The 13,603-nt window shown below is 71.2% G+C and carries 10 protein-coding genes; 9 read left to right on the forward strand and 1 reads right to left on the reverse strand.

Going from position 1 to position 13,603, the window contains the following annotated elements; genetic code table 11:
• The first annotated feature begins 175 nt into the window (after positions 1 to 175).
• From guaB to ACFFQA_RS24630, 8 genes are all read left to right on the forward strand, one after another.
• A complete protein-coding gene (guaB, locus tag ACFFQA_RS24595; RefSeq protein WP_377856711.1) occupies positions 176 to 1,687 on the forward strand; it encodes an IMP dehydrogenase in 1,512 nt (503 codons plus the stop codon).
• 59 nt (positions 1,688 to 1,746) lie between these two features.
• On the forward strand, positions 1,747 to 2,874 hold the full coding sequence (locus ACFFQA_RS24600; RefSeq protein WP_377856714.1) for a GuaB3 family IMP dehydrogenase-related protein: 1,128 nt from the start codon (positions 1,747 to 1,749) through the stop codon (positions 2,872 to 2,874).
• Between the two features lie 2 nt (positions 2,875 to 2,876).
• On the forward strand, positions 2,877 to 3,548 hold the full coding sequence (locus ACFFQA_RS24605; protein ID WP_377856717.1) for a hypothetical protein: 672 nt from the start codon (positions 2,877 to 2,879) through the stop codon (positions 3,546 to 3,548).
• Between the two features lie 3 nt (positions 3,549 to 3,551).
• The gene (locus ACFFQA_RS24610) at positions 3,552 to 4,181 is read left to right on the forward strand and encodes a hypothetical protein (RefSeq protein ID WP_377856720.1); all 630 of its coding nucleotides are present in this window, start codon (positions 3,552 to 3,554) and stop codon (positions 4,179 to 4,181) included.
• Positions 4,182 to 4,256: 75 nt separating this feature from the next.
• Positions 4,257 to 6,005: an FAD-dependent oxidoreductase gene (locus tag ACFFQA_RS24615; protein ID WP_377856723.1), complete on the forward strand. Its 1,749-nt coding sequence runs from the start codon at positions 4,257 to 4,259 to the stop codon at positions 6,003 to 6,005.
• Positions 6,006 to 6,281: 276 nt separating this feature from the next.
• A complete protein-coding gene (locus ACFFQA_RS24620) occupies positions 6,282 to 7,247 on the forward strand; it encodes an MBL fold metallo-hydrolase (RefSeq protein WP_377856726.1) in 966 nt (321 codons plus the stop codon).
• The gene (locus ACFFQA_RS24625; RefSeq protein ID WP_377856729.1) at positions 7,244 to 8,818 is read left to right on the forward strand and encodes an FAD-dependent monooxygenase; all 1,575 of its coding nucleotides are present in this window, start codon (positions 7,244 to 7,246) and stop codon (positions 8,816 to 8,818) included. Before ACFFQA_RS24620 ends, ACFFQA_RS24625 begins: the two co-directional genes overlap by 4 nt.
• 80 nt (positions 8,819 to 8,898) lie before the next feature.
• Positions 8,899 to 10,383, forward strand: a complete 1,485-nt coding sequence (locus ACFFQA_RS24630; protein ID WP_377856731.1) for an FAD-binding oxidoreductase — start codon at positions 8,899 to 8,901, stop codon at positions 10,381 to 10,383.
• Between the two features lie 15 nt (positions 10,384 to 10,398).
• Here ACFFQA_RS24630 and ACFFQA_RS24635 read toward each other — a convergent pair whose 3' ends face one another.
• Positions 10,399 to 11,844, reverse strand: coding sequence for an aldehyde dehydrogenase family protein (locus tag ACFFQA_RS24635; RefSeq protein ID WP_377857668.1), 1,446 nt, complete (start codon positions 11,842 to 11,844; stop codon positions 10,399 to 10,401).
• A gap of 158 nt (positions 11,845 to 12,002) precedes the next feature.
• Between ACFFQA_RS24635 and guaA the strand changes: the two genes are divergently transcribed.
• Positions 12,003 to 13,577, forward strand: a complete 1,575-nt coding sequence (gene guaA / locus ACFFQA_RS24640) for a glutamine-hydrolyzing GMP synthase (protein WP_377856734.1) — start codon at positions 12,003 to 12,005, stop codon at positions 13,575 to 13,577.
• Positions 13,578 to 13,603: the final 26 nt, after the last annotated feature.

The raw sequence follows: 13,603 nt of genomic DNA on the forward strand, positions 1-13,603 counted from the left end.
CGCACGGGCTCAGGGAAGGGCTGCCGACAGTGACGGGTATGACCAGCGGCGGTGCGATTCCCCTCGCGGGTGTGCGGTTAGCATGGTGGCACCTGGTTCCACCAGCAGGCCGGTGACGTGACCGACAGGCGACGCCCGGCGCCAACCGGTACCGCAGGAAGGTCTAATACCCGCCATGACCAGCGAGCTCACCGCTCACGGCGTTCCGTCCAAGTTCGCAATGCTCGGGTTGACCTTCGACGATGTGCTGCTCCTGCCAGCCGCGTCGGACGTGGTGCCGAACGAGGTCGACACCAGTACCCGCATCTCCCGCAACATCACCCTGAGAGTCCCACTGGTCTCCTCGGCCATGGACACCGTCACCGAGTCGCGGATGGCGATCGCCATGGCCCGCGCCGGTGGCATGGGCGTGCTGCACCGCAACATCGCCGCCGAGAACCAGGCCGCCCAGGTCGAGGTGGTCAAGCGCTCCGAGGCGGGCATGGTGACCGACCCGGTGACCTGCTCCGCGACCGACACGCTCGCCGAGGTGGACGCGCTGTGCGCCCGCTTCCGCATCTCCGGCGTTCCGGTGACCGACGACGACGGCATCCTGGTCGGCATCATCACCAACCGCGACATGCGGTTCGAGATGGACCACAGCAAGCCGGTGCACGAGGTCATGACCAAGGGGCCGCTGGTCACCGCCCAGATCGGCGTCTCAGCCGAGGCCGCGCTCGGCCTGCTGCGCCGCCACAAGATCGAGAAGCTGCCGATCGTGGACGGCGACAACCGGCTGCGCGGGCTGATCACCGTCAAGGACTTCGTCAAGACCGAGAAGTACCCGCTTGCCACCAAGGACCCGGACGGCCGCCTCGTCGTCGGCGCCGCGGTCGGCACCGGCGAGGAGTCCTACCAGCGCGCGATGCTGCTCAACGAGGCGGGCGTCGACGTGATCGTGGTGGACAGCGCCCACGGCCACCAGCGCAACGTGCTGGAGATGGTCGCCAAGCTCAAGGGAGAGCTCGGCGACAGCGTCGACATCATGGGCGGCAACGTGGCGACCCGCGCGGGCGCCCAGGCCCTGATCGACGCCGGAGCCGATGCCATCAAGGTCGGCGTCGGGCCCGGCTCCATCTGCACCACCCGCGTCGTCGCCGGGGTCGGCGCCCCGCAGATCACCGCGATCTACGAGGCGTCCCAGGCGTGCGCGGCCGCGGGCGTCCCGCTGGTGGGCGACGGCGGCATCCAGTACTCCGGTGACATCGCCAAGGCCATCGCGGCCGGGGCGAGCACGGTCATGCTCGGCAGCCTGCTCGCGGGCACGGCCGAGTCGCCCGGCGACCTGATCCTGGTCAACGGCAAGCAGTTCAAGACCTATCGCGGGATGGGCTCCCTCGGTGCCATGCAGTCCCGTGGCCAGGCCAAGTCCTACTCCAAGGACCGCTACTTCCAGGACGACGTGCTCTCCGAGGACAAGCTGGTCCCCGAGGGCATCGAGGGCCGCATCCCGTTCCGTGGCCCGCTGTCCCAGGTGGTGCACCAGCTGGTCGGCGGCCTGCGCTCGGCCATGGGCTACACCGGCTCGGCGAGCATCGCCGCGCTCCAGCAGGCCCAGCTGGTGCGGATCACCGCGGCCGGGCTGAAGGAGAGCCACCCGCACGACATCACCATGACGGTGGAAGCGCCCAACTACACCACCCGGTGACCCCACCCTGCCGAGTCCGCGGTTGATTCGTCCACTGTGGACACTGAGAAAGGACTGACGTGCGGGATCTTGTCGAGATCGGGATGAACCGTACGGCCATGCGGGCCTACGGTCTGGACGACGTGGAGATCGTTCCTTCGCGGCGCACCCGGTCCTCTAAGGACGTGTCGCTCGCGTGGCAGATCGACGCATACCGCTTCGAGATCCCGCTGATCACCCACCCCACGGACGCCATCGTCTCCCCGGGCACCGCGGTGCGGGTCGGCGAGCTCGGTGGGCTCGGCGTGCTCAACGCCGAAGGGCTGTGGGCCCGGCACTCCGATCCCGAGGAGGCGCTGCTCCGGGTCGTCCAGGCGGCCGAGGAGGAGGACGGCGACGCCGCGGTCAAGCTGCTCCAGGAGCTGCACGCCGCGCCGGTGCGGGTGGACCTGCTCACCGAGGCGATCCGCACGGTCCGCGAGTCCGGCGTCACCGTCGCGGCCCGCGTCAGTCCGCAGCACGCCCAGGAGCTGACCCCGGACCTGCTCGCCGCGGGCGTGGAGATCCTGATCCTGCAGGGCACGATCATCTCCGCCGAGCACGTGGAGCGCGACGGCGAGCCGCTGAACCTCAAGCGCTTCATCGCCGACCTCGACGTCCCGGTGATCGCGGGCGGCGCGGGTGACTACCGCACGGCCATGCACCTGATGCGCACCGGCGCGGCGGGTGTGATCGTCGGCTTCGGCGAGTCGCACGCGACCACCACCAACCAGGTCCTGGGCATCGGCGTGCCGATGGCGAGCGCGATCGCCGACGCGGCCGCGGCCCGCCGCGACTACCTCGACGAGACCGGTGGCCGCTACGTGCACATCATCGCCGACGGGTCGATGAAGCACTCCGGTGACATCGCCAAGGCCATCGCCTGCGGCGCGGACGCGGTGATGCTCGGCGAGTCGCTGACCAACGCCGACGAGGCTCCCGGCCAGGGCTTCTACTGGACCGCGGCCGCAGCGCACCCGTCGCTGCCGCGCAGCGACGTCTTCGGCTTCTCCGGCTCCAGCTACGACCTGGAGACCCTGCTGTTCGGGCCGTCCTCCAACCCGTTCGGCACGGTCAACCTGTTCGGCGCGCTGCGCAGAGCCATGGCCAAGACGGGGTACTCGGACCTGAAGGAGTTCCAGAAGGTCGGTCTCACAGTCCGCCGCTAGGCATGGCGAACAAGAAGCGTCGCAGCCGCGCGCAGCGCAAGCAGCGCGCGGCTGCCGCGCGTCAGCAGGTCGGCGCCCAGAGCAAGCCGCAGCCGCCGACACCGTTCGGCGACTTCGCCAAGTGGATGGGCCGCAAGCCCCAGTGGCCCAAGGTCACCGGTCTGGTCCTGCTGCTGGTGGTGCTCGCCGTCGCCCGCTACTGGGTGGTCCCCGCCTACTTCGTGGTCGCCGACAAGATCGTCGGCAACAACACCCCGATGGCCGTCGTGCTGGGCTGGCTGCCCGGCGGCGGAGCGGGCGTGCTGATCGGCATCTACGTGCTCTACGCGCCGTTCCTCGGCTACCGGGGCCGCGCGGTGTGGACCGTCGTCAACACCGTGTGGGCGGCGTTCGGCCTGATGATGATGGGTATCGGCGCGCAGGGCGGTGTGCATCCCGCCTTCGACTACGGCGTGAGCGCCGGCCTGGCCACGGTGCCAGGGCTGGTCGTGCTCGGCCCGTTGTTGATCGTGGTCGGCATCGTGCTGGTCGGGCTCGCCGGTCTGGTCAGCACGAAGGCCAAGACCGCGTGGGCGAACAGGGACCAGAAGGAGCAGGAGCACCTGGCCGGCTGGGGTGTCGCCACCGCGCCGCTGGCCTTCCTGGCCATCGCCCTGCTCGCCGCGCTGAGCTGAGCCATGACCGACGAGTCCGCCGAGGGGGCCTTTCCCGACTGGCGGGAGGCGCTGCGACGACTCACCGGCACCGAGGCAGCTGCGGACGCCTGGCGGTCGGGTCGCTACGAGTTCGCACACCGCCTGGGGCGGGCGCTTGCCTCGGCGACGACGAGTGGACTGCCTCCGATCACGGGGAACGTGATCTACGGGGTGTGGCTGGAGTGGGGCCTGCTCTACGTCGGGCAGACAGCCGATGCGTCCCGCCGGCTCCGCGACCTGCCCGTGGGGGAGAGCCACCACCTCGCCAACACGTTCCCGCCGGAGATCTGGCACCGCGTCGTCGTGGTGTCCTGGCCGTTGCTGCCGGAGGCGCGGGATCTTGGCGTCGCGCCGGACCTGATCGGGCTCGGGCTCGAACATCGCCTTCAGTCGCACCTGAAGCCACTCGCGAACTCCGCACGCAGGACACCGAAGGGCGGTTGGCGACCGGTCGACTGGGCGAGGAGCCGGTCCGCCGGAGCGCGGGTCGGACCGCGTCTCGGTGCCTTGTTCGAGCCGGTCCTGCGGCTGTGGCAGGCAGCGGAGCAGGCCCCGGACGAGTCGTTCTCCTCGGAGGTCTGCCGGGTGGTCCTCCCGTCCCGGCTTCTCTGAGCCATCAGGGTCTTAATCGTTACCGGCGGTAACACCCTCTAGGCGCGGCCGCCGGGTTCGGCCTAACCTCCTTGCATGACCCGACTGGCGAGTAACAAGGGTGCTGACCTGGACTTCGACGTGGTCGTGGTGGGCTCGGGGTTCGGTGGCAGCGTGGCCGCCCTGCGGCTGGTCGAGAAGGGCTACCGGGTCGCGGTGCTGGAGGCCGGGCGCCGCTTCGCCGACTCGGAGTTCGCCAAGAGCTCCTGGGACCTGCGGCGGTTCCTCTGGGCGCCGAAGCTCGGCTGCTTCGGGATCCAGCGGATCCACCTGCTCCGCAACGTGCTCGTGCTCGCCGGTGCCGGGGTCGGCGGTGGGTCGTTGGTCTACGCCAACACGCTGTACCGCCCCCTCAAACCGTTCTTCACCGATCGGCAGTGGGCGCACATCACCGACTGGGAGTCGGAGCTCTCGCCGTTCTACGACCAGGCCAGCCGGATGCTCGGAGTGGTCACCAACCCCACCGACACCCCCGCCGACAAGGTGATCAGGAAGGTCGCCGAGGAGATGGGCGTCGGCGGGACCTACCACGCGACGCCGGTCGGGGTGTTCTTCGACGAGCCGGGGCGGCCGGCGCAGGACCCGTACTTCGGCGGTGCCGGACCGGAGCGCACGGGGTGCACCGAGTGCGGTTCGTGCATGACCGGGTGCCGGGTCGGCGCGAAGAACACGCTGGTCAAGAACTACCTCTACCTCGCGGAGCGGGCCGGGGCGAAGGTGCTGCCGCTGACCACGGTGACCGGGCTGAGCCAGCGCTCCGACGGCAGCTGGACGATCCGCACCGAACGGACCGGCGCGTGGCTGGACAAGCGCCGCCGGGTGCTCAGGGCCGGTCAGGTCGTGCTCGCGGCCGGGGCCTGGGGCACGCAGAAGCTGCTGCACGGCATGCGGGACTCCGGGGCGCTGCCCGGGCTCTCGCCGAGGCTCGGCGAGCTGACCAGGACGAACTCCGAGGCGATCCTGGGCGCGCGGGCCGATCGGGTCGATCCGGAGCGCGACTTCAGCGAGGGGGTCGCGATCACCTCGTCGTTCCACCCCGACGACCGCACGCACATCGAGCCGGTGCGCTACGGCAAGGGCAGCAACGCGATGGGGCTGCTGCAGACCCTGGCCACCGACGGGGACAAGCCCACGCCGCGCTGGAAGCAGCTGCTCGGCGAGATGGGCAGGCACCCGGTCCGGGCGCTGCGCAACCTCTCCGTGCGCAGGTGGAGCGAGCGGACGGTGATCCTGCTGGTCATGCAGGCCCTCGACAACTCGATCACCACGAAGACCCGGCGCGGGCTGTTCGGCAGGCGCAGGCTGACCTCGGTGCAGAACGAGGGCGCGCCGAACCCGACCTGGATCCCCAAGGGGGCCGAGGCCGCCGACCGGGTGGCCGGGCACATCGACGGGATCGCGGGCGGGGCCTGGACGGAGATCTTCGACATCCCGCTGACCGCGCACTTCATCGGGGGCTGCGTGATCTCCACCGACGCCGGGCACGGGGTGATCGACCCCTACCACCGGGTGCACAACTATCCGACGCTGTCCGTGGTGGACGGCTCGGCGATCACCGCCAACCTGGGGGTGAACCCGTCGTTGACGATCACCGCGCAGGCCGAGCGGGCGTTCTCGATGTGGCCGAACAAGGGCGAGGCCGACCCCCGGCCGGAGCAGGGGGCCGAGTACCGCAGGGTCGCGCCGGTGGCTCCCGGGAGGCCCGTCGTGCCGGAGTCGGCGCCGGCCGCGCTGCGGTTGCCCGTCGTCGAGGTGCGGCACCGTCGGGACCCGGCAGCGGGCTAGATCGTGTCCGGCAAGGGGTGACACCACCTCACCACCCCTGGCGCCCTCACCCACGTGCCCCTCTTTTCGCGTTTTGTCACCTTGATGCGAAATGGGAGCGCTCTTTCGCGCATTAAGGTGACAAAACGCGAAAACCTCCGACCACGCCAGCTGGCCCACGCGGGCACGGGGGCACGGGGGCGGCGCCGGGCCCGGCAGCGGGCTGGGAGCGCTTCGCTCGCACTTCCTCCGGGTAGCGGAGTTCCCACGCGCCGTGATCGCTGGCACAGTAGTGGGGTGGCTAAGCCGTTCGCGTCCAGCGCCGACAACTCGCCCAAAGCCGAGACGCTGGAGGTGCTCGCCGACGGTGTCTACGCCTTCACCTCGGAGGGCGATCCCAACGTGGCGGCGGTCGAGGGGGACGACTTCGTCGTCTGCTTCGACGCCAGGGCCACACCGGTCGCCGCCAGGGACTGGCTGACAGAGCTGCGCAAACACACCGACAAGCCCGTGCGGTACCTGGTGCTCAGCCACTACCACGCGGTGCGGACGCTCGGCGCGAGCGCGTTCGACGCCCGCGAGGTCGTCATGCACTCCGAGACCCGCAGGCTGATCGCCGAGCGCGGCGGGGCGGACTGGGCCAGCGAGCGCGACCGGATGCCGCGGCTGTTCAAGGAGCCCGCGTCCATCCCCGGCCTGACCTGGCCGACCATGACCTTCACCGACAAGATGACGATCTCGCTCGGCGAGGACCGGGACGACCTGATCCTGGCGTACTGCGGGCGTGGGCACACCAGCGGCGACATCGTGGCCTGGCTGCCGGAGCACAAGATCCTCTTCGCCGGTGACCTGGTGGAGTCGCAGGCCGCGCTCTACACCGGCGACGCCTACCACGGCGAGTGGGCGATGTCGACGTTGGAGAAGCTCGCCTCGCTGCGCGCTGAGGTGCTCGTCGGTGGTCGCGGACCGGTGGTGCACGGCCGGGAGGCGGTCACCGCGGCGATCGCGCAGACCAAGAACTTCCTCGCCGTGATGTGCGGCGAGGTCGCCGCCGTGCACGACCGGCGCGGTGACCTGCGCGAGGCGTTCGACGCGGCGCACCGGGCGCTGGAACCCGCATACGGGAAGTGGCCGATCTTCGAGCACTGCCTGCCCTTCAACGTGCAGCGGTACTGGGACGAGCTGGAGGGCATCGAGAAGCCCCGGATCTGGACCCCCGAACGCGACCGCGAGGTCTGGGCGCTGCTGCAGGACCGGGGATGAGCGAGGACGAGGCAGTACTCGTCGTCGGGGGAGGCCCCGTCGGCCTGATCGGCGCGCTGCTGCTCGCGAGAGCGGGCATCCCGTCCGTGGTGCTGGAGGCGTTGCCGGAGCACACCCCGGTCGGGAGCCGGTCCATCTGCATCCAGCGCGACGTGCTGGACGTGCTGGAGCGGATCGGCGTCGGCGCGCGCGCCGCGCGGGAGGGCGTGACCTGGTACCTCGGGCGCACGTACTACCGCGAGCACGAGCTGCTCACGCTGACGCTGCCGCATCCTGAGGGCAGCGCGTTCCCGCCGTTCGTGAACCTGCCGCAGCCCGATCTCGAACGGCTGCTGCTGGAGCGGGTGGCCGAGGAGCCCCTCGTCGACCTGCGGTTCGGCCACCAGGTGGTCGAGCTCGACCAGGACGAGGAAGGGGTGACCGTCCGCGCGGCCACTGTGCACCCTTCGTCCACTTCGGACGGTCTGGTCTCGGTGCGCGGCACGCACTGCATCGCCGCCGACGGGCCGCACTCGACCGTCCGCAGGCTGCTGCGGCTGCCCTTCCGCGGCCACTCCTTCCCGGACAAGTTCCTGATCGCCGACATCAAGGCCGACCTCGACCTGCCGCCGGAGCGCCGCTTCTTCTTCGACCCGGAGTGGAACCCCGGCCGTCAGGTGCTGATGCATCCGCAGCCCGGCCGGGTGTGGCGGATCGACTGGCAGGTGCCCGAGGAGTTCGACCTCGCGGCGGAGGACGCCAACGGCGGCCTGACCGAACGCATCCGCAAGGTGGTGGGGGACAAGGACTTCGAGGTCGTGTGGGCCTCGGCGTACCGCTTCCACCAGCGCTGCGTCCCGACGATGCGGGTCGGCAGGGTGCTGCTGGCGGGCGACGCCGCGCACGTGATGAGCCCGTTCGGGGCGCGCGGGCTGAACTCCGGGGCACAGGACGCGGAGAACGCCGCCTGGAAGATCGCCTTCGACCGGCAGGGCTGGGCCGGGCCCGCGTTGCTGCACTCCTACAACGTCGAGCGTCGAGCGGCGGCCCAGGAGAACCTGCGCGTCACCGGCGACACGATGCGGTTCCTGGTCCCGCGCACCGCCGCCGACCGCGCCTACCGCAACGAGGTGCTGCAACGCAGCGTCGACGACCCCGGCGCGCGGAGCTGGATCGACTCGGGCAAGCTCGCCGAGCCGTACTACTACCTCGACTCCCCGCTGACCACACCCGCGCAACCGACCGAGGTCGCCGCGTTCCCGCGCGAGCCCGGAGTCCCGCGGCCGCCGTTGCCCGGCGTGCTGTGCCCGGACGCGCCGCTGGTCGGCGGTGGGCGGTTGCGGCCGACGTTCGGGCCGGTCTTCACACTGCTCACCCTGAACACCCCGGTCCGGTTGCCGGTGGACGGCCCGCCGGTGCAGGTGCAGTCGCTGGAGGAAGCCGATGACGACGGCGCGCTCGCGGACGCGCTGCGCATCTCGCCGGGGTCCGCCGCGCTGGTGCGCCCCGACGGGCATCTCGCCGCGCTGTTCCGGGACGGCTACCTCGGCGCGGCGTTGGTCAGTGCGCTGCGCAGGGCATCGGGATGGTGAATAGTTCCCCCTGATGTTGCGCTTCTGGTGGGCGCTTATCCTCTCGCGGTCGGTGTGCCGCCTTCTCGGGGGTGATTCGGGTGAGCTCGGTCGATCGCCGGAACTTCCTGCGCGCAGCCGGGGGGTTCGGCGCGTTCGCGCTGCTGACCGCCTGCGGTGACGGTGGCCCGGCCACGACACCGACACCCTCGCTGGTGCCGACGACGACGGCGCCACCCAGCACCACCACGGCCGTGCCGCCGGACTGGGACAACCTGAAGGCCCGGCTCAACGGCCGGGTCGCGCGGCCCGGCGAGTCCGGCTACAACGCCGCGCGCCCGTTCAACACCGCGCTGCCGAAGACGGCCCCGGCGGCGGTGGCCCAGGTGCGCGGGGTCGACGACGTGCAGGCGTGCATCGAACTGGCTCGCCGGTCGCACATCCCGATCGCCGCGCGCAGCGGTGGCCACAGCTACGCGGGTTACAGCTTCCCCGACAACGGCCTGGTGGTCGATCTTCGGCAGCTCGCGTCTGTGGAGGTCCGCGACGACGGAGTGGTGGAGATCGGCGCGGGTGCGAAGCTCGCCGACGTCTACGCCGCGCTCGCCGCCGAGGGGCGTTGCCTGCCCGCGGGAACGTGTCCGAGCGTCGGCATTGCGGGCCTCGCGCTCGGCGGTGGGCTCGGCGTGCTGACCCGCAAGTTCGGGCTCACCTCCGACCACATGCTCTCGGCGAGGATCGTCACCGCGGACGGGGTCGCGCGCACGGCGTCCGCCGACGGTGACGCGGACCTGCACTGGGCGTTGCGCGGCAGCGGCGGCGGCAACTTCGGCGTGGTGACCTCCTTCGAGTTCAGCACCGAGAAGGCCCCGTCCCAGCTCACCGTGTTCCACCTCGCCTTCCCGGCGGGGGCGTCGGCGGAGGTGCTCGGCGCCTGGCAGGACTGGATCGCCGAGGCGCCCGCCGAGCTGTGGGCGAACTGCGTCGTGGAGGGCGGAAGCCCGCCGAAGTGCCGCGTGAGTGGTTGCTACGTGGGAACTTCCGCGCGGGTGAACACAATGCTGACGCAGCTGGTGCGGCGGACGGGCTCGCGCACGACCAGCCGCACTGTGCAGACGCTGAGCTACCTCGCCGCCATGCGGCACTTCGCCAACACCTCGGGCAAGACCGGGTTCGTGGCCTCCTCCCGCGTGCTGGAGAAGCGGATGGACGAGCCGGGAACCCTTGCCACGCTGGTGAACGACCGCCCGGAGATGGACCTGCTGTTCGACCCGCTCGGCGGTGCGGTGTCCACAGTGGACGGATCGGCGACGGCGTTCCCGCACCGCTCCGCCCTGGCGACGGTCCAGGTCTACGTGGACACCGAAGCGGCCAACCAGCGCGCGGCGGCCTCGGAGGTGGACACCGTGCAGCGCGAGATCGCCGACCAGGCGGGGCGCGGCGCCTACGTGAACTACATCGACCCGGCGCAGCGCGACTGGCCGCAGGCGTACTACGGCAACAACCTCAACCGCCTGCGCCAGGTCGCCAACCTCTACGACCCCGACGGGGTCTTCGCCTTCGCCCAGGGCCTGCGCACCCGCTGACCCCGGCGGAGACCGTCAGAGCTGGATGCCGGTGAGGACCAGGACCTTCTCCTCGGTGAAGTCGTTCATCGTGGAGGAGACGCCCTCGCGACCGAAGCCGGAGGACTTCACGCCGCCGTAGGGCATCTGGTCCGCGCGGTAGGACGGCACGTCGCCGATGACGACGCCGCCGACCTCCAGCTCCGACGACGCGCGGAAGGCCACCTGGACGTCACGGGTGAACACGCCAGCCTGCAGGCCGTATGCCGAGGCGTTGACCTGCGCGAACGCCTCGTCCACGCCATCGACCACGGAGACCGCGAGCACCGGGCCGAAGACCTCCTCCGCCCACACCTTCGCGTCGGCGGGCACATCGGTGAGCACCGTGGGCGCCACCGTCGAGCCCTCGCGCTCCCCGCCGACGAGCACCTTGGCGCCCGCCGAGGCGGCCTCGGTGATCCACTCCTCGACCCGCTTCGCGGCCGCCTCGTCCACCAGCGGGCCGACCTCCACCTCCGGGTCGTGCGGGTTGCCGGTCTTGAGCTCGCGCACCGCCTCGACGAGTCTGCCGAGGAAGTCGTCGGCGACCGCCCGGTCCACGATCACCCGCTGCACCGCGATGCAGGACTGGCCCGCCTGGTAGTTGGAGAACATCGCGATCCGCTTCGCCGCGAAGTCCAGGTCCGTCCAGTCCGCGCACACCACGGCCGCGCCGTTGCCGCCGAGCTCCAGCACCACGTGCTTGCGCGGGGCGGCGTCCATGATCGACCAGCCGACCGGACCGGAGCCGGTGAAGGACACCACCGGCAGCCGCTCGTCCTCGACCAGTTCCATGGTGGTCTCGTTGCCCACCGGCAGCACCGAGAACGCGCCCTCCGGCAGCTTGGTCTCCGCCAGCAGCTCGCCGAGCAGCAGCGCGGACAACGGCGTGCGCGGCGCGGGCTTGATGATCACCGGGGCGCCGACGGCGAGTGCGGGGGCGACCTTGTGCGCCACCAGGTTCAGCGGGAAGTTGAACGGCGCGATGCCCAGCACCGGCCCGCGCGGCACCCGTCGGACCATCGCCATCCGGCCATCGGCGGCGGGGTCGGTGTCCAGCCGCATCAGCTCACCCGCGAAGCGCTTGGCCTCCTCGGCGGCGAAGCGGAAGGTGTTCGCCGCGCGCGCCACCTCCAGCCGCGCCCACCGCAACGGCTTGCCGTTCTCCGCGGTGATCACCTCGGCGATCTCCTCGGTGCGTTCGAGCAGGCGCTTCGACACGTGCTCCAGCGCGCCCGCGCGGACGTGCGCCGGGGTGCTCCTGAAGGCGACGGTGGCCGCGGCCGCGGCCGCGACGGCCCGCTCGACCTGCTCCGGGCCGGGGACTGACACCGACGCGACCTCGGAGTCGTCGTAGGGGTGCCTGATCACCGTCACGCCCGTTCCCTGCTCGGAACGGCCCGCGATCCAGCACGGTCGCGGAGCGGGGGTCACGGCGGTCATCGGGTCGTCGGCTGTCATGCGCACCACGTTATGCCGCGCTCGCCGCCCCCAACAGGTGATCTTCGGTCGTCTTCGACACCGGCCCGATTAGGCCTGGCGAAGGGCGTGCTGAGACGATGGAGCCACTCGTGCGGCTCTGACCAGGAGGTATCCCCGACGTGCCCAGCAGCAACCAGCGTCCAGTGCTCGTCGTCGACTTCGGGGCGCAGTACGCCCAGTTGATCGCGCGCCGGGTGCGCGAGGCACAGGTGTACTCCGAGGTCGTGCCGCACACGATGCCGGTCAGCGAGATGGTCGCCCGCGACCCCGCCGCGATCGTGCTCTCCGGTGGCCCCTCCAGCGTCTACGCCGACGGCGCCCCCCAGATCGACCCGGCGCTGTTCGACCAGGGCATCCCGGTCTTCGGCATCTGCTACGGCTTCCAGGCCATGGCCCGCGCGCTGGACGGCGGTGTCGAGCACACCGGCACCCGCGAGTACGGCCGCACCGATCTCAGCGTCGTCGGCGACGGTGGCACGCTGCACCAGGACCTGCCCGCCGGGCACCCCGTGTGGATGAGCCACGGCGACTGCGTGACCAAGGCGCCCGAGGGCTTCACGGTCACCGCGACCAGCGCGGGCGCACCGGTCGCCGCCTTCGAGGACACCGCGCGCCGCTTCGCCGGTGTCCAGTACCACCCGGAGGTGCTGCACTCCCCGCACGGCCAGGAGGTGCTGCGGCGCTTCCTGCACGAGGTCGCCGGACTCCGTCCACAGTGGACCACCTCGTCGATCGTGGACGACTCGGTCGAGGCGGTGCGCGCCCAGGTCGGCGAGGGGCGGGCGATCTGCGCGCTCTCCGGCGGCGTGGACTCCGCCGTGGCAGGCGCGCTGGTGCACCGCGCCATCGGTGACCGGTTGACCTGCGTCTTCGTTGACCACGGGCTGCTGCGCGCCGGTGAGCGCACCCAGGTCGAGCGGGACTTCGTCGCCGCCACCGGCGTGCGCCTGGTGACCGTGGACGCCGCCGACCGCTTCCTCAGCGCGCTGGCCGGGGTGACCGACCCCGAGGAGAAGCGCAAGATCATCGGCCGCGAGTTCATCCGCGTCTTCGAGCAGGCCGCCCGCGACCTGCAGGCCGAGGCGGGGGAGTCCGGCGAGCACTTCGACTACCTGGTGCAGGGCACGCTCTACCCGGACGTGGTGGAGTCCGGCGGAGGCACCGGCGCCGCGAACATCAAGAGCCACCACAACGTCGGCGGCCTGCCGGACGACCTCAAGTTCGACCTGGTCGAGCCGCTGCGCGCGCTGTTCAAGGACGAGGTGCGGCGGGTCGGCCTCGAACTCGGCCTGCCCGAGACCATCGTGCACCGCCAGCCCTTCCCGGGCCCCGGCCTCGGCATCCGGATCATCGGCGAGGTCACCGCGCACAACCTGGAGATCCTGCGCGCGGCGGACTCGATCGCCCGCGAGGAGCTGACCGCGGCCGGACTGGACCGCGACATCTGGCAGTGCCCGGTGGTGCTGCTCGCCGACGTGCGCTCCGTGGGCGTCCAGGGCGACGGCCGCACCTACGGCCACCCCGTGGTGCTGCGCCCGGTCTCCAGCGAGGACGCGATGACCGCGGACTGGACCCGGCTGCCCTACGACGTGCTTGAGCGGATCTCCACCCGCATCACCAACGAGGTCTCCGAGGTCAACCGCGTAGTGCTCGACGTGACCAGCAAGCCGCCGGGCACCATCGAGTGGGAGTGAACGCGAGCAGCGGGCGGGCCACCAGG

The sequence above is a fragment of the Allokutzneria oryzae genome (assembly GCF_042429765.1).
Taxonomy (GTDB): Bacteria; Actinomycetota; Actinomycetes; order Mycobacteriales; family Pseudonocardiaceae; genus Allokutzneria; species Allokutzneria oryzae.